Origin of the sequence: Iodidimonas nitroreducens, from assembly GCA_000710935.1 — a bacterium.
GTDB lineage: Bacteria > Pseudomonadota > Alphaproteobacteria > Sphingomonadales > Rhodothalassiaceae > Iodidimonas > Iodidimonas nitroreducens.
Map to the genome: position 1 here is coordinate 1 of BAYV01000109.1, position 22,452 is coordinate 22,452.

Consider the following 22,452-nt stretch of genomic DNA (forward strand, 5'->3'; position numbering starts at 1 on the left):
CATGCGAGTACCGGCGCCAACACCAACGGCTCGATCACTCGCCGCGCCGGGTGGAGCGGAAGCATAAAAAGAGAACCAGCGCGACGACGCACTGGCCCCCATTTTATGGATCAGAAAGATCAGAAGGTGACATTCACCTGAGCATAGCCAAAGCGCCCCGGGACATCGAACAAGGTGGCGTCAAAGCCATTGAGCGCGCAGGAGAAGCATTCCGGCGGATCGGTTTGCAGGATATTGTTGATCCCCACGCTGAAGGCGATGCGGTCTTCAAAAATGGCGGGCTGCCATGTGGCCTGAAGATCGCCATAGATCTTGGAGCCGAGCTTATTGGTGCCATCTGCGGGATCGGAACACAGGGTGCTCAGATCATTGATGCCGCCTGCCGAAACCCCGAACAGATTGGCCGGGCAGCTTTCCGTCAAACCATCAATATAACGGGCGATGAAATTGACCGAAACCGTTTTATAGGCCCAATTGAGATTGGCCTGAACCCGGAATTCCGGCCAGCCTTTTTCCGGATCGCCCTGTTCGGTGCCAACCCGCTCGACCTTTGTGAAGCCATCGGCTGATGGGAAGCTTTCTTCAAAGCTGTTCACCCATGTAGTGAGGACACCGGCACTGAACCGACCAAAATCGGTCATGGGCGATTGATAATCGATGGAAAAATCCACCCCATCGGTTTCAATGCCGCCGATATTCTGGAGCTGGATATTAAAGCCATTGATGGCCCCGCCCGGGGTGCGGCTGATACCGCTGCACAAGACCGGATCAAGGGTTTGCACGCAGCCTTGCAGTTTAACATCCTGATCGATGGCCTGAATGGCATTTTCCAGATCGATATTCCAATAGGTGGCTTCAAAGGTCAGGCTTTCCACGCCTTTGATATCGGCCGCCCATTTGGGGCTGTAAACGCTAGAAATCGAGAAGCTATCTGATGTTTCCGGCTGCAATTCCCGATTGCCCCCCACGGTGGTGGAAATCTGGGAATTAAGCTGGGTGAAGCTGCCATCAGCAGGTACCCCAAGGGCGACGCAATTTGCCTGAATTTGGGCCGATGCCGGATTGCCGCCCCCCAGACCGAGGAAATTGGAGCAGGGATCTTGCAAAGTGGCATCAAATCGGGCTTCAGAGCCGAAAAGCTCCCCAATGCCGGGGGCCCGCAAGCCTTCCGCATAGCTGCCGCGCAAGAGGAAATCCTCGGTTATCCGCCAGTTCACCCCGGCTTTGATCGTGGTATTGCCGCCAAAGGTGGAAAAATCGGAATAGCGGGCCGCAAAAGAAGCTTCGAGATATTCCGCAAAGGGTACCCCGGCCAGAAGCGGCAAAACGATTTCGCCATAAACTTCATCGACATTAAAGCTGCCTTGGGTGGGGGTTGAGGGCACACCGGCGCTTTCACCTGCCACCACCACGGCATCGGGCTGGAAGAATCCTTCGCGTTTTCTGTGCTCATAACCACCGGCAAAAGCGATCCAGCCCGCAGGTAAGCGGATCAGATCGCCGGAAATATTAGCGGTGACATCAAATAATTCCGATTCGCTTTCATCCTTTTGCACAAAGGTCACGAAATCGAGCATTTCAGGCGTGATGGAACCGGATCCATCCGCGCCCTGGCCACCAAAAAAATTGAACGGCACGCAGCCATTGATGCTGGAACCATCGGGATTAAGGCATTGATCGATCGGGCCCAGAGCCTGTTTCAATTTGGCGGAATTGAACGCCCCGAATTTACGCTGGCTGCCCCGGCTTTCGGAAAAGGTGGTATTTATATCCCAAAAAAAGCTGCGATCTTCAAAGGTGAAATCGCCGCGCAAGCCCCCATTCAGATACCAGGTATCAACATTTTGCTCGAATATGCGCGCTCCGGCTTCCAGCGGTCTGCGTCCGGCGAAAACAAAGCCGTTTTCCGCATTGAGGGTGATGCCAAAAGGATTGAAGGGATTGGTCGCATCCACGGAAATCGTATCCATCAGATTGCCATTGCCGGCATCAGGGCCGATGAACAAAGGCTCTGGCGCCGCCTGATTGGTGGATTCGCGATTGTTGAACACCGCCTTCATTTCGAAAACCACATTATCGGTCAGATCATGTTCGATATTGGAAAAGACACTCACCCGCTTATTAGGCGTGGACACCAGATTGAATTGGGCGAAATTAAAGCGGTCGCTGGTATCGAAAGCATTGAAATCCAGCGATGCCGGATTGGCCGGATCAAAAGCCGCCAGATTGCCCAGTTGATTGATGGCCCCATCATTAAGGGTAATATCGGCGGTAATGGGATTGCCCTGCCCATCAAAAGCCCCGGTGCCGAAAATGAATCGACCCTGCGGCGTGCCCGAAGAACAAAAAGGCGTGCAGGCCCCAACGCCGGGGGTTGGGAAGGCCGAGATTTTACGATCAGAAGCCCTGATCGCGCTGGCTTCATTATAGGTCACATCCACAAAGATCCGGGTGCGCTCGCCCTGAGAACCAAATGACAGCGAATATTCCTGAGTTTCGCCATCCCCTTCATTGAGAAACATGCCGCCATAGGCCGAGGCCTTGAACCCTTCGAAATCTTTTTTGGTGATGATGTTAATCACCCCGGCAATGGCATCCGAGCCATAAATCGCCGAAGCCCCATCCTGCAGAACCTCGATCCGTTCGATGGCATTGGTGGGCACGGTCCCCAGATCCACCGCCGATGAAACGCCGGACCCCGATGTTTCATTCACCCAGCGCTTACCATCCACCAGCACCAGCACCCGCTTGGGGCCCAATCCGCGCAGATCGGCCTGAACCGAGCCTGCGCCAATGCCGCCGCCATCGGGTGGAAAGCCGAAATTGCCCGAATTATTGAACTTGCTGTTAAAGGTGCCTTGGGATTGCGGCAATCTTTGCAGGAAATCCCCAACATTGGTCAAACCGCTGCGATCAATATCTTCCGAACTGAGATTGACGATCGGGGAGGGCGAATTGAGAGGATTGCGCCGAATGCGCGACCCGGTCACCACCACTTCCTCGATGGTCGAGGCCTTTTCATCCGTTTGTGTCTGATCTTGCTGGGCAAGCACAGGCATTGTCAGCAGCAGGGCAAAGCCCCCGCTGCTCCCCATCAAAAGCGTGTGAAGCATTTTATTTTTCATAATAACCTCCCAAATTTTTTTGAAACGATCCCGATGACCGCATACCAAGCCTAAACAATTTAAAATCAACTGGTGAGAGAAATATTTTGTCACAATAACCTAAACTGGCGCGTCTTGTGTCTTGATATATATCAAGGCTCTATCCGGCTTTCATGTTAGGTGCAGTCTGTACGATCTTTATTTCAAGGCCGGAGAACCATGATGCCTGTACATCCCCTTATTCACCGTCTTGTTATCCTGACGCTGCTGAGCATGTGCGCATCACCGGGCCTTGCGCAGACTGTCGAGAGCAATTCGCTGAAGACATTTATCGCGAAAAGCGATCTCATCTTCGATTCTCGTTTGCGGTTTGAACTGGTTGATCAGGATGGCTTTGATGAAGATGCGCAAGCCCTGACGCTGCGGAGCCGGTTCGGATTTGAAACGGCCTCTTTTCACGGCTTCAAAGCGCTGGTCGAGGGCGATTTCACCCGCGATCTGGGGGTGAATGATTTTAATTCCACGGTGAATGGCAAGACCGGTTTTCCGGTCGTTGTCGATCCGGATTCAGAACGGCTCAACCGCCTGCAGCTTGGCTATCATCGGAAATGGGATGGGGCTTCTTTGGCTGCAACGGTGGGGCGACAAAGGATCAAGCTGGATGATGATCGGTTTATTGGTAATGTTGGGTTCCGGCAAAATGAACAAACTTTTGACGCTGCCCGCTTGCAGATCAGCCCTTTTGATGGGCTGACTGTTGATTATAGCTATATTTGGCAGGTCAATCGCATTTTTGGCAGTAATTCCGCGAACAAAACCGCAGATGCCGATTCCCATCTGATCAATGCCCGCTATGAAACGCCATGGGCCGTGATCACCAGCTATGCCTATCTTCTTGATCTGGAAGACCAGCTAGCATCCAGCGCCAGCAAAACCTTTGGCCTGCGCATGGCTGGGACACGCAATTTGTTTGATGATTGGCAGATTGCTTATGGCGCTGAATTTGCAAATCAGACCGACTTCGGGGGTAATCCCGAAAATTTCGATCTGAATTATATCATGGGGAAAGCCGGATTTACGCGAGGGGGGCTGAGCTTTGATGCCCAGATCGAGCGTTTAGAGGGTAATGGCCGGCGAGGCTTCACCACGCCCCTTGCAACATTGCATGCCTTCCAAGGGTTTGCGGATGTTTTCCTTGTGACCCCCGCAGCGGGACTGCGGGATATTCAAACAAAAATCCAATATCGCTGGCGCAATGTCTCAAAGCTTGGAGATGTTCGTTTAAGTGCCTGGTTTCATGACTTTTCGGCGACCCAAACCCAAGACGATCTGGGTGAAGAAATTGATTTTGGCCTCTTTATCACGCCCCGAAAGGGGATCACCTTCAGCATAAAATATGCCGATTTTTTTGGTGCCGACGATAAACCCAGCCTCCGTCGTTTTTGGACCGGTGTGGACGTGAAATTTTAAGCGAAGTCGTTTTTAGAAAATTTTTGTGGCACCCACCCGGGAATTGACCTTTGGCCGCAATCTTGGCAGGCTCATAAACCTGTTTTCATGAAGGGGGTTATGATGTTTTTTGGAAATCTTGCCAGCAAAGGCACCATCACCCTCATCCTCATATTTTTCGCCCAAACCTTTATGATCCAAACCGTTTCTGGCCAAACACAGCTGTTGCGTCATCCCGATTTATCGGCCACGCATCTTGTTTTTGCCTATGCTGGTGATCTTTATGTTGCCGATCCCATGGGCGCGAACCCCCGCCGCTTGACTGTGGGGGCTGCCGAAGAAAGCCACCCCCATATCTCACCGGATGGCACCATGGTGGCTTTTACCGGCCATTATGAAGGCAATACCGATGTTTATGTGATGCCGATCACCGGCGGGCAGCCGGTCAGGCTCAGCTATCACCCCGGTGATGATTGGGTGCGCGGCTGGTCGGCGGATGGATCGGCGGTGCTGTTCAGTTCGGATCGGGGCTTGAGCTATCAGCGCGGCGGCCAGCTTTTTGAAATTGCGTTAACAGATGGGATCGAGCCCAATGGTTTGCCCCGGGCGCTGCCCATGCCCATTGCCTGGGATGGTGCCTATGCCCCCGATGGCGGGCAGATCGCCTATCAGCCCTTTCCATCGGGCTATAGTGGATCGGCGGGATGGAAAGGCTATCGCGGGGGGACCACGCCACCGATCTGGATTTTCGACACCAAAAGCCATGAGATCAGCGCGATCCCTAATGACGGGGTGAATGACTCCCACCCCATCTGGCTCGATGACAGCATTGTCTTTGTATCGGACCGAGATGGCGTGGCCAATCTGTGGTCATATGATCTGGCCGATCAAACCTTGCGCCAACACACCTATCACAAGGATTGGGATATCAAATCCGCCGCCGGCTATGGCAGGCGCATCGTTTATGAATTGGGTGGTCGCCTGCATCTTTATGATCTGGAAACGAAAAGCACAAATGCCCTTGCGATTGAGCTGACGGTCGATCTACCCGCCGCCCGGCCAAAATGGATCGAGGGTAAGGACTATATCGCCGAGGCGCGCCTTTCCCCCGATGGCCAAACCGCCCTGCTCAGCGTGCGGGGCGAAATCATCAGCCTTTCGGTCAATCATGATGAGATGATCCAGATCACCCGATCATCGGGGGCCCATGATCGCGCGCCCCTATGGTCGCCCGATGGCCGCAAGCTTGCTTATCTCAGCGATCAATCGGGGGAATATGCCCTTTATGTGGGGGCTGTCAGCGGCCTTGGCACCACGACCTATTATGATCTGGCCGGTGCCCCCGCCACCTATCGGCTTCATGCCTTTACGCCGGATGGATCGGCCATTCTATATGAGGATAATCATCTCAATCTCTATGAAATCAGCCTCAAGGATGGCACATCGGTGCGCATTGGCGGCCATGCCCGGCGCTGGTATCCCCATGGCTTTGCCCTCGCGGTCTCGCCCGATAGCCGCTATGTGGCCTTCCGGCGGGCCAATGAAACTTATTTGAACAGCCTGATGATCCATGATCGCCAAAGCCGCGAGACCTTTCCCCTGACCAACGGCCCCGGCAGCCTTGATGCCCCTGTTTTCAGCCGGGATGGGAAATATCTTTATTTCACCGCCAGCACCAATAGCGGCCCGGCCGGTGCCTGGCTTGATATGAGCAATCAGGATCGGATGGTGCGCCGGGGGATTTATGCCGCTGTGCTTTCGGCCAGCGATCCCACCCCGGTCCTTCCTGAAATCGATCAGCCCCCGGCGGCTCCGATCCCTCCTGAGAAGTCGCGGAAAAAGGCCAAAGATAAGGCTGCAGCCTCTGACCCAGAAGCCCCGCCGCAAACCCGGCTCGACCGCGAAGGGCTCGAAAAACGCATTGTCGCCCTGCCCATGGTCTTGCGCGATTATAACCGGCTGATGATCGGCAAGGATGGTGCCCTTTATGCCCTTGCCCTCCGCCCGGATGCAGCAGAAGAAAACCCCCCGGGCCGCGAGGATGAGGCCGTCAACAGCCTCTATCGATTTGATTTCAAAACACATAAGGAAAGCCTGTTTCTGGCGGATGTGGGTGAGGCCGCGATCAGCGCCAATGGCGATCATCTGCTGGTTTCGCGCCCCAAAAAATCATGGGCGGTGGTGGAAACCGGCGCGCCAACAGCCCCCATGCAGGGGATCAAGGATTTAGCGCTCGACAAAATCCGCCTTCAAATCGATCCCCGCGCGGAATGGCGGCAGATTTTTAACGAGGTCTGGCGGCTGGAGCGTGATTATTTTTATGATCGTGCCATGCATGGCCTTGATTGGGAGGCGGTGCGGCAAAAATATGCGCCCATGCTCGATCATCTGGGTCGCCGCGAGGATCTCACCCATATTCTGATCGAAATGATTTCCGAACTGGGGGTGGGTCATGCCCGCGCCTCGGGGGGCGATATCGTGAAGGCCGATGGCCAGAAAGTGGGGCTTTTGGGGGCGGATTTCAGGGTTGCCAATGGCTATTACCAGATCAGCCGGATTTATGATGGGGAAAGCTTCAATCCCTTTTTAGGGGCGCCTTTGGCAGTGCCGGGGCTTGGGGTGAAGGCCGGGCATTATCTGCTGGCGATCAATGGCCAGCCGGTCACCGCCTCGGATAATCCCTATCGATTTTTGGAAGGCACGGTGGGGCGGCAAACCCTTTTGCATCTGAATGACAAGCCCGAGATGAAAGGCGCCTATTCCATCATCGTGCAGCCGATCCCCAATGAACGGGGGCTGCGCCGCTGGGCCTGGATCGAAGATAATCGCCGCCATGTGGCCGCCCTGACCAATGATCGCGTGGGCTATGTGTATCTGCCCAATACCGCCGCCGATGGCTTCAGCTATTTCAATCGCTATTTTTTCAGTCAGCTCGATAAGCAGGCTTTGATCATCGATGAGCGCGGCAATGCCGGTGGGCAGGCGGCAAATTATATCGTTGATCTGCTCAACCGATCCCATCTGGCCTCATGGAAGGATCGCGATGGGGCGCTTTTTACAACGCCTGTGGGGGCCATTTTCGGACCGAAAGTAATGCTGATCGATCAATTCGCGGGATCGGGCGGCGATTTCCTGCCTTTTGCCTTTAAATACCAAACCGGCGGCACCCTGATCGGCACCCGCACATGGGGCGGGCTGATCGGCATCGGGGTGGCGCCCGATCTGATCGATGGGGGCCAGATCACCACACCCTATTTCCGCTTCATTCACCCCGAAGGGGGCTGGGCCATCGAAAATGAAGGGGTGAGCCCCGATATCACTGTGGAGTTGACCCCCAAAGCGGTGATCGAAGGCCGCGATCCTCAGCTTGACAAGGCCATCGCGGTGATCTTGCAGCAATTAGGCGAAAATCCGCCGCCCAAACTGCCCAGCGCCCCGGAAGGACCCTGAGCAGGTTCTTTGGTTATTCCGGGAAATCCTCGAAATCCTGATCGAACAGATCCGCTTCTTCTTCGGTTTGGCCCGATTGACCATTACTGATTTCAAACAAGCGGCGCTGGCGAAAAGCAGAGCGGGCAAAGGCATAGGGATCATCCGCCTTCATCACTTCCTTGATCACATCCCAATTGCGATCCCGGGCTTCGAGAACGCCGGCCGCCGTCCAGCCCCGTCGGGCCCAGCGTTCATCGGCAATATCAAGGCCAAGGCCCACCGGCTCGGACACGGAATCCCCCACAAAGCCAAGGGTATCACGCGGATTGGTGGGGCCGATGATCGGTAAAACCAGATAAGGACCGCCGCCAATGCCCCACACCGCCAGCGTTTGCCCGAAATCTTCATCCACATTTCTGATCCCAAAGGCTGTGGCCGGATCGGCAATGCCCCCAATGCCCAGCACGGTATTCGCCAAAAAGCGTTTGGTGGCGATGCCAGCGCGGGTGCCTTCGCCCTGCAAAAGGGAATTGACGATCACCAAAGGCATTTTGGCATTGGCATAGATATTGGAAATGGCTTCACGAAAGATTTTGGGAACGATGGTGCGATAAACCCATGTGACGGGCTGCAGGATCACCGTATCCAGCCCATTATTCACTTTCCACATGGCCCGATTGAAGGGTTCCAACGGATCATTGGCCTGTTCATAGGCGGCCACAGCATCCAGATCATTGGCCGGGGGGCGAGTGGCACAGCCAGCAATGGCCAGAATAAGCAGAGCAGCCGCTAGGCCGCGCATGAAAAAGTTCTGAGGCAAAATCATAAGCGCGGACGCTCCTGAAAATAAGTAATGTGAAGGTCCTCGCCAGAAGAGGCAGCACGACCTTTTGCTGATGTCATCTCTAGCAGAGAGTTGATGCAGGCCTCAACTCTTTCCCAAGCCCGCTACGATCATGTGAACGAAATGGATCGGCATCCTTGTGCATCTTGGCCGGTTTTTGAACGATCTCGCCCTGACGCATGGATCATTTTTTAAGGGCCAAAAACACAAAGCTCTTTACCAGACATAAAGATATGTTTATATACTATAGACATATTATATCAGTTTAAGGCCTGTAAACGACATGGATGCGATCCTTTCAGCCTTGCGTGCCGCCGGAGAACCCACAAGGCTCCGGATTTTGGGCCTTTTGGGCCATGGTGAATTGACGGTGACGGAACTGACCCAGATCCTGCGGCAAAGCCAGCCCCGGGTTTCACGCCATTTGCGCCTGTTATCCGAAGCCGGGCTTTTGGATCGTTTCCGCGAAGGGGCCTGGGTGTTCTACCGGATCGTGGAGGGAGGCACCCAAGGCCATCTGGCGCGCACCATCGTCGATCTTTTGCCCGATGAGGATCAGGAGCATCAGCGCGATCTGGAAAGGCTGGATGATGTGCGTCAGGCCCGGGCCGAGGCGGCGGCCGCCTATTTCCGGGCCAATGCCCCCCATTGGGACAAAATCCGCTCGCTTTATGTGCCCGAAGATCAGGTGGAAAGTCGGCTGCTGGCCATCCTCGATCAGATCGAGGTGAAGGACCTGCTGGATATCGGCACCGGCACCGGACGGATTTTGGAGGTATTCGCCCCCCATATCAGCCGGGGTTTGGGGATCGACCTTTCGCCGGAAATGCTGACGGTGGCGCGGGCAAGCCTTGCGGCCAAGGATATCGGCCATTGTCAGGTGCGTTTGGGCGATATGTACGATATCCCCCTTGCCAATGACAGCATGGACCTGATCATCCTGCATCAGGTTTTGCATTTCGCCGAAGATGCGGGCACGGCGCTGAAGGAAGCGGCGCGGGTTTTGCGCCCCGGCGGCATGGCGCTGATCGTTGATTTCGCCCCCCATGAGCATGAAGACCTGCGCGATGATCATCAGCATCGCCGCTTAGGGTTCGCCGATGATGAGGTGGTGGGCTGGGCCCAATCGGCGGGGCTTCGGGCCTTTGATATCGATCATCTGGATGGCGGCACCCTCACCGTCACCTTATGGACATTGGAAAAACCCCAAACCCAGCCTGCCGCAAAAAGATTGGAGCCGGCCTTATGACCCATCATCAGCCCTGGATTAAGCCTTTGGGGCAGCCCCTGTTTACCGGGGACCTGTCAGCGGTGGATGTGTCTTTTGAATTTTTTCCGCCCAAAACCGAAAAGATGGAAGAACGCCTGTGGGCGGCGGTGAAAATGCTGGAGCCTTTGGCGCCGCGTTTCGTTTCGGTGACCTATGGGGCGGGCGGTTCAACCCGGGAACGCACCCATAAAACCGTGCGCCGCCTGCTCACCGATACCAACTTGAAGCCAGCGGCGCATCTCACCTGTGTGGGGGCCACCCGCGATGAGATCGATGCCATCATTCAGGATTATAAAGAGGCCGGGGTGAAGCATATCGTGGCCCTGCGCGGCGATGCCCCCGATCCATCCACCGGCTATCGGGCAACGCCGGGGGGCTATGAAAATGCCGCCGATCTGGTGGCCGGGATCAGAAAGATCGGCGATTTCGAGATTTCAGTGGCCGCCTATCCCGAATGTCATCCCGATAGCCCCAATCTGGCTGCCGATCTCGATAATCTGAAGCGCAAGGTGGATGCCGGAGCCACCCGCGCCATCACCCAGTTCTTTTTTGAACCGGATCAGTATTTCCGCTATCTTGATCATGTCCGATCCTATGGCATCGATGTGGAAATCACCCCCGGCATTCTGCCGGTGACCAATTTTGAACAGCTCAAACGCTTTGCCGCCAGTTGCGGGGCCTCGGTTCCGCGCTGGATGGCCGATCTGTTTGAAGGGCTGGATGATCACCCGCAAACCCGCAGCTTAGTCGCCGCGACCGTCGCCAGCGAGCTTTGCCGCCGCTTGCAGGCGGGCGGGGTGAACAGCTTTCATTTCTATACCCTCAACCGCGATGAACTGACCTATGCCACCTGCCATATGCTGGGCATCAGGCCCGCTCGGACTGCCGATCTTCCAAAGGATATAAACAGATGAGTCTGTCGATCCAAAATCGCCTGAACAACAGCGCCCAAAAGATCCGTGCCTTGGCAAAAGAGCGCATTTTGCTGCTCGATGGGGCCACCGGCACGATGATCCAATCCCACAAGCTGAAGGAAGCCGATTATCGCGGCAGCCAATTTGCCGATTGGACGCGGGATCTGAAGGGCGACAATGATCTTTTATGCCTGACCCGGCCCGCCCTGATGCAATCCATCCATGAAGATTTTCTGGCGGCCGGATCGGATATCATCACCACCAACAGCTTTAACGGCACCAGCATCAGCCAATCCGATTATGGCATGGAAGCACAGGTGGAGGCGATCAATCTGGCCGCTGCCCGCATCGCCCGCAAAGCCGCCGATGAATGGACCGCGAAAACACCGGATAAGCCGCGCTTTGTAGCCGGTTCCATCGGCCCCACCAATAAAACCCTTTCGGTATCGCCCCGGGTGAACGAACCGGGCTATCGCGATGTCACCTTCGATCAGATGAAAGATGTGTATAAACAGCAGGCTTCAGCCCTTCTGGAAGGCGGGGTCGATCTTTTGCTGATCGAAACCATATTCGATACCCTGAATGCCAAAGCCGCCCTTGTGGCCGTGGATGAATTATCCCAAAGCCATGATGTGCACATTCCGATCATTCTGGCGGTCACCATCACCGATCTTTCGGGGCGCAATCTATCGGGGCAAACCGTTGAAGCCTTCTGGTATTCGGTGCGCCATGCCCGGCCTTTGGCGGCAGGCATGAACTGTTCTTTTGGGGCCGATCAATTACGCCCCCATGTGCTGGCCTTATCCAAAATCGTGGAAACGCTGATCTGCGTTTATCCCAATGCCGGGCTGCCCAATGATATGGGCGATTATGATGAAAGCCCGGCCCACACCGCCGGGTCGCTGGAAGGCTTTGCCCGCGATGGCCTGGTGAATATCGTGGGCGGCTGCTGCGGCACAACGCCGGATCATATCCGGGCCATTGCCAAAGCCATCGCCGATCAAAAGCCGCGCATCCCGCCATCGCCAGCGCCAAAATTGCGGCTGGCGGGGCTGGAACCGATGGTCGCCTGATCGCCCCATGCATCGGGGCCGCCGCCCTTTCTTCATCTTGCGGGCTATGGATGCGTAGCCCGGTTCGTTCCTCACGCAATCAGATCGCACAGCATGACCCAGAAAACCGCGCAATTCATCAATATCGGCGAACGCACCAATGTCACGGGATCGGCCCGGTTCAACAAGCTGATCCTGAATGGCGATTATGATACAGCGCTGGAGGTGGCCCGCTCACAGGTGGAAAACGGGGCCCAGATCATCGATATCAATATGGATGAGGGGATGCTCGACAGCCAGCAGGCGATGACCATCTTCCTCAATCTGATCGCCACCGAGCCGGATATCGCCCGGGTGCCGATCATGATTGATAGCTCGAAATGGGCGATCATCGAAGCCGGTTTGAAATGCGTTCCCGGCAAGGCCATCGTCAATTCCATCTCGCTCAAGGAAGGCGAGGCGCCCTTTCTGGAGCAATCCCGCACCATCCGCCGTTTTGGCGCGGCCACCGTGGTGATGGCTTTTGACGAGGATGGCCAGGCCGATAGCATCGAACGCAAGGTGGCAATCTGCGAACGATCCTATAAATTACTGACCGAAGATGGCTTCCCCCCCGAAGACATCATCTTCGATCCCAATATCTTTGCCGTTGCCACCGGTATCGAAGAGCATAATCCCTATGCCCGCTATTTCATCGAAGCCACGAAAATCATCAAACAGCGCTGCCCCCATGCCCGCATATCGGGCGGCGTTTCCAATGTGTCTTTCTCATTTCGCGGCAATGATCGGGTGCGCGAGGCGATGCATTCGGTGTTTTTATATCATGCCATTGCCGCCGGGATGGATATGGGGATCGTCAATGCCGGTCAGCTCGCCGTTTATGATCAGATCGAGCCGGAATTGCGCGAATGTGTCGAGGATGTGATCCTTGATCGCCGCCCCGATGCCACCGATCGCCTGCTGGAGATGGCCGAACGCTATAAAGGCGGCGGCCTGCGCCGGGAAGAAGATCTTTCATGGCGGGATGTGGCGGTGGAAAAGCGCCTTGAATATGCCCTTGTGAAGGGGATCGACAAATTCGTGGTGGAAGATACCGAAGAAGCCCGGCAAAAAGCATCCCGCCCCATCGATGTGATCGAAGGGCCCTTGATGGATGGCATGAATGTGGTGGGCGATCTGTTTGGTTCGGGGAAGATGTTCCTGCCCCAGGTGGTGAAATCGGCGCGGGTGATGAAAAAGGCCGTGGCGCATCTGCTCCCCTATATCGAGGCCGAAAAAGCCGAAGGCGCGGGCGGACCGAAAGGCCGGATCGTAATGGCCACGGTGAAGGGCGATGTGCATGATATCGGCAAGAATATCGTGGCGGTGGTTTTGCAATGCAATAATTTCGAGGTCATCGATCTGGGGGTGATGGTGCCATGGCAAACCATCCTCGAGACTGCCCGCGAGCAGAAAGTCGATATGATCGGGCTTTCGGGCCTGATCACCCCATCCCTTGATGAAATGGTCACGGTTGCCGAGGAAATGCAGCGCCAGCACTTCAAGCTGCCGCTTTTGATCGGCGGGGCCACCACATCGAAAATGCACACGGCGGTGAAAATCGCCCCGGCCTATGATGGGCCGGTGGTGCATGTGCTTGATGCCTCGCGATCAGTGGGGGTGGCGGGCACCTTGGTATCGGATCAGCACAAGCAGCGCTTTGTGGATGAAACCAAAAGCAGCTATGACAGCATGCGCGAAAAGCGCCTGGCCCGGCCACAGGTGGATCGCCTGATCAGCCTTGCTCAGGCCCGCGACAATGCCCCCGCCCTTGATTGGTCGAACGGCCCATCGGCACCCAAACCCCGGCGGCCGGAGCGCATCGTGCTGGATAACTATCCCCTTGGCGATCTGGTGGAACGCATTGATTGGACGCCCTTTTTCCGGACATGGGAACTGGCTGGCACCTATCCCGCCCTTTTGAAAGATGCGATCATCGGGGAAACCGCCCGCAATCTGTTTGACGATGCCAAAAAAATGCTGGCGCGCATCATCGATGAACACTGGGTGGAAGCGCGGGGCGTATGCGCCTTCTGGCCCGCCAATGCCGATGGCGATGATGTGATTTTATGGCACGATGAAAGCCGCACAAAAGAACGCGCCCGGGTGCATTTCCTGCGCCAGCAGCAGCAAAAGCGGGGGGAGCGCAGCAATGATTGTCTGGCCGATTTCATCGCCCCCGTATCCACCGGCCTGTGTGATTATATCGGCGGTTTCGCGGTCACGGCGGGGGGACGGATCGAAGAAAAGCTGGCCGAATTCAAGGCCGCCCATGATGATTATGCCTCGATCATGCTGAAGTCATTGGCGGATCGGCTGGCCGAAGCCTTTGCCGAGCGGCTGCATGAAAAGGTTCGCACCGAATTCTGGGGCTATGCACCCGATGAAGCCCTGAGCAATGAACAGATCATCAAGGAAGGCTATCGCGGCATTCGCCCGGCACCGGGCTATCCGGCCTGCCCCGATCATTCTGAAAAACCGGCGCTGTTTGCCCTTCTCGATGCGGAAAAGGCCACCGGCATTCATCTCACCGAAAGCTTTGCGATGCTGCCTGCCTCCAGCGTTTCGGGCTATTATCTGGCGCATCCCGAAAGCCATTATTTCGGGATTGGCAAAATCGGCCCGGATCAGGTGGAGGATTATGCCAATAGGCGCGGGGTGGAAATCGCCCGGATCGAAAAATGGCTGTCGCCCAATCTTGGCTATGAGCCTGCCGCACGGTTCAAAAAAACCGGCTGAGGGCTTTAGAGAATATCGAGCACCTGCTCTGGCGGGCGGCCAAGGGCGGCGCGGTCGGCGCTAATCAATATCGGGCGCTCGATCAGAATGGGGTGCGCGGCCATGGCGGCGATGAGGTCTTCATCGCTTTTGTCGGGATCATCAAGGCCCAAATCCCGATAGGCGGCTTCACCCCGGCGCAGCAATTGCCGTGGGGTCATCCCCAATAGCTTCAGGGCATGGGCGATTTCATCGGCGCTGGGCGGTGTTTCCAGATAACGCCGGATCACCAGATCCACGCCGCGCGCATCCAAAAGGGCGAGGGTCTGGCGTGACTTGCTGCAACGCGGATTATGCCAAAGCTCCATCTGCGGCCCCTTTTGTCCTGATGATCGATTGTGCCCTCTTTTATAAAAGCGGTCCACACTTGGCAAGAGGTGGGGCAGGGCAAAGAGGTGGGGCTTGGCAAGAGGCGGGGGCGGTGTTTAGGATGGGGCCCATCGGGATTTAAAAAAGAACGGACCGCCCCATATGCGCCTTTTCCCCAGCCCTGCCATTTCGGCTCAGCGCCTTTTCATCCTGTTGAGCCTGATCATCATGGGGGTGCAAGCCGGCCCCGCTCTTTTCCTCGCAAGCCCTGCCAAGGCCGAACCCATGGCCTATTTCGCCCCCGAAGGGGTTCGCTATGACCCGGCGATCCCCACGCCAGAGGCCTTTTTAGGCTATGAACTGGGCACACAGCCGGTGCGCCATGATCAGATGGTCGCCTATCTGCGCCGGGTGGCAGACTTATCTGATCGCATCAGCATTGAAACCATCGGCCACAGCCATGAAGGGCGGCCCATCGAATTTCTGGTGATCACTTCGCCCTCCAATCATCAGCGCCTTCTCGCCCTTCGCTCTGCCCATGTGGCGCTGAGCACCAGCCCCGATAGTGCCACAGTCAGCGCCGAAATGCCGGTAGTGACATGGCTGAATTATGGGGTGCATGGGGCCGAAGCCTCGGGCATGGATGCCGCCATTCCGGTGGTGTATCATCTGGCCGCCGCGCAGGATGAGGAAACAGTGCAAAGCCTTGAAGGCAGCATCATCCTGATCACCGCCATCTTCAATCCCGATGGCCATGCCCGGCGCATTGATCATGTTTATAAATATGGCTCGGTGGTGCCGGTCACCGATCCTGCCCATGCTGCTCATGATTTATGGGTGGATGCGCGCACCAATCATTACTGGTTTGATCTCAATCGCCAATGGTTGTTGCAAACCCAGCCCGAATCAAAGGCATGGCTCGCCAAATGGCATGAGTGGAAGCCCAATGTCACGGTCGATTATCACGAGATGGGTTCCAATTCGACCTATTATTTTCACCCCGGCGAACCGCAGCGCAAAAACCCCCTGATCCCGGATCGATCCCGCGATCTTCTGAAACAAATGGCCGGCTATCATGCCAAAAGCCTCGATCAGGATGGCACCCTTTATTTTACCGAAGAAGGCTTTGATAATTACTATATCGGCAAAGGCTCCACCTATCCCCATATCAATGGATCGATCGGCATTTTGTTTGAGGCCGGGGCCGCCCGTGGCGGCGCGATCGATACCCCCAATGGCCTGCGCACCCATGGCGAAAATATCCGCAAGCATTTCCGTACATCGCTCTCATCGATCCGGGGCGCATTGGGGCTAAAGCCCGATCTGCTGGCCTATCAGGCGCAATTTCATCAAGATGCCATGGCGAAATCCAAGGATGATCCCATCAAGGGCTGGGTTTACAGCTCCCCCGATCAGGCCCGAATGCGGCTGTTCACCGATCTTTTGGCGCGCCATCAGATCAAAAGCCATGAACTGGCCCGCACCATCACCATCGATACGATTGCTTATCGCGCCGGTGAAGCGGTGATCGTGCCCATGGCGCAAACCCAATATCATATGATCAAGGGCATTTTCGAGCGAGTGCGCAGCTTTGAAGAAGCCGTTTTCTATGATGTTTCGGGCTGGACCCTGCCTTTGGCCTATGATCTTGATCATGCTTCCCTTGATCGGAAAAATTGGCGCGATGATCTGATCGGCGCCCCCGCCATGGCGAAGGCCGAAAGCGCCCCGGTGCCGGATCGCGCCCCTTATGGCTATGCTTTTGAATGGACCGATCATTATGCCCCCAAGGCGCTTTATCGCCTGCTCGATGCCGGGCTTCGGGTGCGGGGCGCTGTTGAACCCTTCAGCGCCATCACCACCAAGGGCATCGTCGATTTCCCGCGCGGCAGCCTGTTTGTGCCGCTGGCGGGGCAGGATCACGGGGCGGATGCTATCCATCGCCTCGTGGCATCGGTGGCGGCGGATGAGGGCATCGCGGTTCATGCCATAAGCTCGGGCCTCACCCCCACGGTGGGGGCGGATCTGGGGGGCCGCAATTCCTTTGAAAGCCTTGAAAAGCCCAAGGTGCTTTTGCTTTTCGATGCGGGCATCAGCAAATACGAAGCCGGTGAAGCCTGGTTCCTGCTTGATCATGAAATGCATATCCCGGTCACCTTGCGGGCGAAGGATGATCTGCGCGGCCTTGATTGGTCGGTCTATAGCCATATCATCCTGCCCGGCGGCAATGCCGCTTTGGATGAACGCAGCACCCAGCGTTTGGGCCAATGGATCAGCGAAGAGGGCGGCACCCTGATCGCCCTGCGCCAGGGCGCCCTGTGGGCCCAGAAAAGCTTTTTGACCGCCGCCGACAGATCAACCGAGAATCAATCGAAAGAGGGTAAAGCGGGGGGTGCCAAGGCGGAAGAGGCTGGCCCCAAACGCCTCGATTATGCCGATTTCCCGGTGGCCGAGGCGAAAGATGTGATTGGCGGGGCCATTTTTGGCAGCGATCTCGATATCACCCATCCCATGGCCTTTGGCTATTCTGATCGGCTGATCTCCAGCCATCGCAATATCACCCGCACCCTTGCGGTGCCCGCCAATCCCTATGCCCAGATTGCCCGCTATCTGGAAGCACAGCCGCTGCTCTCAGGCTATGCCTCAGACCGCCGGATCAAGGACATCGCAGGCACCCCGATGATGCTGGCTGAACGGAAGGGCGCGGGCAGCATCATCGCCATTGCCGATGCCGTCAATTTCCGGGGAATTTTTCTGGGCACCAGCAAATTGTTTTTGAACGGCCTGTTCTGGTCGAAAGCCTTCCAATCACCGCGCAACCCCGATGAGATGGCCGAGAACAGCGATAGCCACTGAAAGCGCCAAAGCTGAAGGCAGCGGCTTTGGTCGTGGTTCAGGCTGAATGATCAGACGGTGCGAGCGAGCTTGTCGCGCCGCCACAGCCGCGCTTTGCAACGCAAAAACGCCTTGGCCCATCTGATTGGCCAAAAACCCATGATGATGGTCGGTGAAGCCGAGGGTTGTCTTGACGGTCATACTCGCCCAAGAGTATGTATAAGTCATATAAACGAAGGCTTATAGAATCTTAGGCTTGTCAGGGAAGGCAGAAAGTCATTTTCCGCCACTTAAGACGATTTTTTGAAAGTGCTGCAAAGGCGGTCTTTTCTGCCCCACAGATTGTTCTCCCTGTTAGAGAATGGCAAGGCCTCAGAGTTGTATAGATTATTCGGCGATGAGAAGGCTGGCCAACTGATCAATATCCTTGTGCGTGACTATAAAGAAGGGGACATCTATTATGTCAGCGATGGCTTGGGCGTGAGCACGAGAAATCACTTGGTGCTGTTTAAGAACATTCGATGGATAAGTCGGACGAGACCGTGATGTATCCGCTCCACGATTGGCAGCAATACGTTCCGGCTCGGATTCCAGATGTACCATGAATGAAACTCCAAGCGCCCTGAAAATCTCGCTCGAAATTTTCGTCAGCCCTTTTCCATCGTCAATGACAACGTGTCCATCAATCACAACCAAGTTCGAGTTTGGATCGCGTGTAAGAATGAAACCTTCGATCAAAAGGCGCTGGTTATCATCAAGGTCAGAATAGCGAATGGCATCTCTGCCTTCTGATGGAACCTGCCGAGCTGCGGCAATAAGGCTGCCGCCAGTAAGGTGCTGGAAATCAACTAGCTTTGCTAGCCGGCACAAGAAGGTAGTCTTTCCCACGCCAGAAATACCTGTGAACGCAACGATCCGCTGGTTCATACTTCGAACTTTAGATTTGCACGCTTTACCAGACTTGCCGTCAGCGTTTGGTTTAGTCTGTAGATAGACTGCTGAGGGTGGCCATTGATGACACCCATGCTTCGCAACTCTTGAAGCGACACCGCCGGCTCGATATATGAAATCAGCAGGAAGTTGATAACCTTGACGGGATCATCGGGCGTTGCCTTCCACTTCTTCAGCTGCTCCTCACTATAGACGGACCGACCGCCTGTCAGTTGCATGAGCTTTTTGGTCGATCCGGCCGGCGTCACACTTTCCAGAATGCCAAGAGCGGTAATGGCCTGCGATGGGGGATTCCGCGAAGTACTTTTGTAAAAAAATAGAAGTGATCCTGCAGGCCCAAGCTTCGATTTGGAACGACAGAGATACACCTTTCGGATCGTGTTGCCAGGCCTTGTAATCGTCTCGGCGCGGGACGCACCAGCAAAAAGGTCCGGCTGAAGTGGGCTATAAAGGTCCGGGAAGAGCGTATCGTGATATGCCTCCCTGATCGGAATGACGAAGCCGGGTGTATTGTCGTGAAATACAAAGCGTGGATAGTGCTCCCGTGCCAGATCGAAGTCGCTTTTGTCATCTTGTGGTGTAAGAACCGCGGCGGAGAAATCTCGCTCATAGATGTATTCGCCGTTGGCGTTCTGACCCGAATTCCGAAACCCATAATATTCCAGCAACTGCATCAAAGCGACATGTTCTTCATATGTCGTCAGATACGCTAGATCGTATTTGTTGGTTTGAGCATACCAAAGAACCTGTTTCAGAAGCAACTCTCCGAGCTTCACCCCCCGGCTTTCCGACGCTACCTTGAAGGTGCAGATTTTGAGAATTTTATTGGCTTTCGTGACCGCATCAGTATCCAATGCATCTTCGTCTTTGCGAACGATCAGTCCCACCAACTGGTCGTTATCATAAACCACCCAGCATGATCGGTGCTGCTTCACGCACTTTTCTCGCCACCAGTTATCGAATTCCGGATAGCCCTTTCGAAGGCTGTCAAAAAATGTGTCCGATCTGTCGATCTCATGTGCTGCTGCCTCGCCAACGTGGCGGATCGGCACTTGCTTCGGCTCATAGGTCTGAACGAGCAATTCCTCGGCGTCGCTGACAAACAGGACGCGCCGCGCAAGGTCAGGCGAACGTTTCTGGGCGCGCTGATGAAGCCCTTTGTCCTGTGTGACAAGAAAGTCTGCAGCGCCTTTCTCAAGCGAATCAAGAAGGGTCGCATCTACAACATCGTTCGGCTTCTTTAGCTGTCCGAAGGCCTCTTCGAGATCGAGCCGTTTCAAGCCGCGCTGCTTCTTCAGAAGCTGATACTTTTGGATCTTGCTGAGGGAAATTTCACGGCGCCTCGCATCCGTATCATGGGCGATGTCGTCCATCGCAGCCTCATGAACGTAAACGCCTACCTTATGGGTCGCCGCTAGTGCGAGCAATCGAGCATAAGCTGCTTCAACTGTGTGATTGTCTTCGAGCTCAATCAGGATATTCGTATCAATGAGATACGCTTGATGGCTCATCTTGAAGTGCCCTTCTCAGATCATGCTTGGCGTAAAGAAAAGACTGTGGCGGCTCAAAGCCAAATTTCTCTCGAAGCTCGTGAAGCGGTAGCGGACGGGTGAATGATTTCACATCATCAAATACAAGCGCGTAGCCATAATCCAATCCTTCAAAATACTTGTCGAATAACGGCCGCTCGATAAAGGCCTTACTTTCAAATTTATTCCAGATTTGCTCGACTGGAAGCTTTAAGACATCACGGATCGAAGCGGTGCCGACCATCGCCTTAACTGGCGAGCTTGAATAAATATAGGCTAAGGCACCATGCGGAGCTGCAACAGGAAAACGGCGGCGCAATTCTACCGTCTTCTCACCTGTGAGGATTTTCTCGGAATAGACCGGCTTGATAGACAACACCACGTCGCGTTGGGGTTTGAATGGCTCGTCTGCAAGAATTGGAAGTATGAGTTGGTCATCGTGCCCTTGCTCGATGTCGAAAGTAACACTCTGCAGCCGAGCTGCAATCGGGGTATCGACTGGAAAATGCGCGTTCAGACGCAGCGAAGCACCAAGGGCTTTGACATAACGTTCCACGGTGCTGAGATATATTTCACCGCCGTTCTCAATCTTGGAGATCGAGGCTTGCTGAACGTCCATGCTCGCAGCAACATGCCCTTGCGTGAGGCCAGCCAGAATGCGCAGCTTCTTCAATTCGGCACCGATCCGCGCTGTGCCTAGCCCATCCTCTATGGCCTGAGCTTCGATAATTTTTCCGGTAAGCTTGCCCATTGGATGAACCTTCATTTCTTGTTTTTGTAAGCCGGACTGGTATTCCAAGCAAGAAATATCGCGGGGTTACACATCTCGTACAGGCTCAAGGTTCAGCAATCTTATTTCTTCCATCGGGGACAAAATAGATGGAAAGATTGGAAGGATCAAAAAGTGGAAAATTAAAACTCATGCATTTGCTAGCTCTACGTGCAACTTATTATAATGAACCACAGCAAGGTTCCAACCCCCCTCGGTGAATTCGGGCGGGGTGGTCTGCTGTCCGTAGTCGTTTGCGAGATAAGCTTTAGGAGCTTTTGCCAATTCTGCCCACGCCCACCCCCGGGCAGTGACTCCGCAGGGTGATCAGGCGGTGCGGGCGAGCTTATCGCGCCGCCATTTCACGAAATGCCAGCCCGCCCCGGCCACCAGATCGGCCAGGCGGCCATTGGCATTGAAATCCGCCGCCCGCAAGATCATCCGTGCCGCATTATCGATATGCTGGCGCTGATAAAGGGCCATGGCACTGCGCCAATAGGCCGTGGCATTGGCCTTGGTATCATAAACCGCCTGGGGATCACGGGGCAGGATATTGGCGGCATACCACGCATAGGCCAGTTCATCATCTTCGGCTTCCTGCACCCGGCCCAATGCCACTTTCAGGCGCTCCATCAAGCCCAGCTTGTCCCCGGATTTATAGCGCCCCAGATGCTTTTGAAATAAACGATAGTGAAAAAATTCATCGATGGCGATGCGCCGACACACTTCTTTCAAAACCGGCTCGCTGGTGGCATCGCGGATCGCCGAATAAAAGGACGATGTGCCCGATTCCACCACACAGCGGGCGATCAATTCCCCCGCCCGGCTGCCGCGCACCGATGCGCTGGCATCAAGGGGCAGGCCATAGCCTTCGCGAAAAAGGGCAAGGCTTTGTGCAAAGGAAAAAGCGGGATCGGCGATTTCCGCCCATCGCCCCAAAGCCGCCCCATGCTGGGCTTCTTCCTCGCCCCACTGCCGAGCGGCGGCTTGAAAATCTGCATCATCGGGGAAAACACGGCATAAATAGGTGACATAATCGGCCGAATTGGCTTCGACCAAGGATGCTGCCTTGACCACCGCCAGCAAATCATCCGATACGGCATCGGGATCAAAGCCCGACCAATCGATGCTATCCAATGTCCAATGCTGTGCCATGCGTTTCTTTCACCTGTCGCCC

The 22,452-nt window shown here is 55.3% G+C and carries 14 protein-coding genes; 7 read left to right on the forward strand and 7 right to left on the reverse strand.

Going from position 1 to position 22,452, the window contains the following annotated elements; all coding sequences use genetic code 11:
• Positions 1–119: 119 nt before the first annotated feature.
• The gene (locus tag AQ1_RS13040) at positions 120–3,125 is read right to left on the reverse strand and encodes a TonB-dependent receptor plug domain-containing protein (protein WP_052371284.1); all 3,006 of its coding nucleotides are present in this window, start codon (positions 3,123–3,125) and stop codon (positions 120–122) included.
• Positions 3,126–3,323: 198 nt separating this feature from the next.
• Here AQ1_RS13040 and AQ1_RS13045 point away from each other — a divergent pair, with 198 nt between their 5' ends.
• Together AQ1_RS13045 and AQ1_RS13050 are read left to right on the forward strand one after the other, a co-directional pair.
• Positions 3,324–4,574 (forward strand): alginate export family protein, encoded by a 1,251-nt coding sequence (locus AQ1_RS13045; protein WP_052371285.1) that lies wholly within the window; start codon positions 3,324–3,326, stop codon positions 4,572–4,574.
• Positions 4,575–4,673: 99 nt separating this feature from the next.
• The gene (locus AQ1_RS13050) at positions 4,674–8,003 is read left to right on the forward strand and encodes a S41 family peptidase (RefSeq protein ID WP_161760621.1); all 3,330 of its coding nucleotides are present in this window, start codon (positions 4,674–4,676) and stop codon (positions 8,001–8,003) included.
• Between the two features lie 13 nt (positions 8,004–8,016).
• Here AQ1_RS13050 and AQ1_RS13055 read toward each other — a convergent pair whose 3' ends face one another.
• Entirely contained in the window at positions 8,017–8,811 is a 795-nt protein-coding gene (locus AQ1_RS13055) for an MlaA family lipoprotein (RefSeq protein WP_042088079.1), read from the reverse strand.
• Positions 8,812–9,112: 301 nt separating this feature from the next.
• Between AQ1_RS13055 and AQ1_RS13060 the strand changes: the two genes are divergently transcribed.
• The 4 genes from AQ1_RS13060 (at position 9,113) to metH (ending at position 14,843) form a co-directional block, all read left to right on the forward strand.
• Entirely contained in the window at positions 9,113–10,078 is a 966-nt protein-coding gene (locus tag AQ1_RS13060; protein WP_042088081.1) for an ArsR/SmtB family transcription factor, read from the forward strand.
• Positions 10,075–11,013 carry a methylenetetrahydrofolate reductase [NAD(P)H] gene (gene metF / locus AQ1_RS13065; protein ID WP_081837337.1) on the forward strand — a complete coding sequence of 313 codons (939 nt, stop codon included), beginning with the start codon at positions 10,075–10,077 and terminating at the stop codon, positions 11,011–11,013. Before AQ1_RS13060 ends, metF begins: the two co-directional genes overlap by 4 nt.
• Positions 11,010–12,086: a homocysteine S-methyltransferase family protein gene (locus AQ1_RS13070; RefSeq protein WP_042088083.1), complete on the forward strand. Its 1,077-nt coding sequence runs from the start codon at positions 11,010–11,012 to the stop codon at positions 12,084–12,086. The genes metF and AQ1_RS13070 overlap by 4 nt, the downstream gene beginning before the upstream one ends.
• A 93-nt stretch (positions 12,087–12,179) precedes the next feature.
• Positions 12,180–14,843, forward strand: coding sequence for a methionine synthase (gene metH / locus AQ1_RS13075; RefSeq protein WP_042088084.1), 2,664 nt, complete (start codon positions 12,180–12,182; stop codon positions 14,841–14,843).
• A gap of 5 nt (positions 14,844–14,848) precedes the next feature.
• Here metH and arsC read toward each other — a convergent pair whose 3' ends face one another.
• Positions 14,849–15,190, reverse strand: a complete 342-nt coding sequence (gene arsC / locus AQ1_RS13080; protein WP_042088085.1) for an arsenate reductase (glutaredoxin) — start codon at positions 15,188–15,190, stop codon at positions 14,849–14,851.
• A gap of 163 nt (positions 15,191–15,353) precedes the next feature.
• On the opposite strand from arsC, the gene AQ1_RS13085 reads away from it, so the two are divergent.
• Complete coding sequence (locus AQ1_RS13085) at positions 15,354–18,047, forward strand: M14 family metallopeptidase (RefSeq protein WP_462687148.1); 2,694 nt, start codon at positions 15,354–15,356, stop codon at positions 18,045–18,047.
• Positions 18,048–18,413: 366 nt separating this feature from the next.
• Here the strand turns inward: AQ1_RS13085 and AQ1_RS13090 are convergent, their stop codons facing one another.
• From AQ1_RS13090 to AQ1_RS13105, 4 genes are all read right to left on the reverse strand, one after another.
• On the reverse strand, positions 18,414–18,953 hold the full coding sequence (locus AQ1_RS13090; protein ID WP_042088086.1) for an ATP-binding protein: 540 nt from the start codon (positions 18,951–18,953) through the stop codon (positions 18,414–18,416).
• Positions 18,950–20,488, reverse strand: a complete 1,539-nt coding sequence (locus tag AQ1_RS13095) for a GNAT family N-acetyltransferase (protein WP_042088087.1) — start codon at positions 20,486–20,488, stop codon at positions 18,950–18,952. The genes AQ1_RS13090 and AQ1_RS13095 overlap by 4 nt, the downstream gene beginning before the upstream one ends.
• A complete protein-coding gene (locus AQ1_RS13100; protein WP_042088088.1) occupies positions 20,463–21,257 on the reverse strand; it encodes a helix-turn-helix domain-containing protein in 795 nt (264 codons plus the stop codon). The genes AQ1_RS13095 and AQ1_RS13100 overlap by 26 nt, the downstream gene beginning before the upstream one ends.
• A gap of 345 nt (positions 21,258–21,602) precedes the next feature.
• Positions 21,603–22,430: a ferritin-like domain-containing protein gene (locus AQ1_RS13105; protein WP_042088089.1), complete on the reverse strand. Its 828-nt coding sequence runs from the start codon at positions 22,428–22,430 to the stop codon at positions 21,603–21,605.
• Positions 22,431–22,452 lie beyond the last annotated feature (22 nt).

Excerpts from the sequence above, each read along its gene's own strand:
- metH (WP_042088084.1), top strand. The coding sequence starts at position 12,180 with ATGACCCAGAAAACCGCGCAATTCATCAATATCGGCGAACGCACCAAT.
- AQ1_RS13050 (WP_161760621.1), top strand. The coding sequence starts at position 4,674 with ATGATGTTTTTTGGAAATCTTGCCAGCAAAGGCACCATCACCCTCATC.
- arsC (WP_042088085.1), bottom strand. The coding sequence starts at position 15,190 with ATGGAGCTTTGGCATAATCCGCGTTGCAGCAAGTCACGCCAGACCCTC.
- AQ1_RS13085 (WP_462687148.1), top strand. The coding sequence starts at position 15,354 with ATGCGCCTTTTCCCCAGCCCTGCCATTTCGGCTCAGCGCCTTTTCATC.
- AQ1_RS13095 (WP_042088087.1), bottom strand. The coding sequence starts at position 20,488 with ATGAGCCATCAAGCGTATCTCATTGATACGAATATCCTGATTGAGCTC.
- AQ1_RS13040 (WP_052371284.1), bottom strand. The coding sequence starts at position 3,125 with ATGAAAAATAAAATGCTTCACACGCTTTTGATGGGGAGCAGCGGGGGC.
- AQ1_RS13070 (WP_042088083.1), top strand. The coding sequence starts at position 11,010 with ATGAGTCTGTCGATCCAAAATCGCCTGAACAACAGCGCCCAAAAGATC.
- AQ1_RS13105 (WP_042088089.1), bottom strand. The coding sequence starts at position 22,430 with ATGGCACAGCATTGGACATTGGATAGCATCGATTGGTCGGGCTTTGAT.
- AQ1_RS13090 (WP_042088086.1), bottom strand. The coding sequence starts at position 18,953 with ATGAACCAGCGGATCGTTGCGTTCACAGGTATTTCTGGCGTGGGAAAG.
- AQ1_RS13045 (WP_052371285.1), top strand. The coding sequence starts at position 3,324 with ATGATGCCTGTACATCCCCTTATTCACCGTCTTGTTATCCTGACGCTG.
- AQ1_RS13060 (WP_042088081.1), top strand. The coding sequence starts at position 9,113 with ATGGATGCGATCCTTTCAGCCTTGCGTGCCGCCGGAGAACCCACAAGG.
- metF (WP_081837337.1), top strand. The coding sequence starts at position 10,075 with ATGACCCATCATCAGCCCTGGATTAAGCCTTTGGGGCAGCCCCTGTTT.
- AQ1_RS13055 (WP_042088079.1), bottom strand. The coding sequence starts at position 8,811 with ATGATTTTGCCTCAGAACTTTTTCATGCGCGGCCTAGCGGCTGCTCTG.
- AQ1_RS13100 (WP_042088088.1), bottom strand. The coding sequence starts at position 21,257 with ATGGGCAAGCTTACCGGAAAAATTATCGAAGCTCAGGCCATAGAGGAT.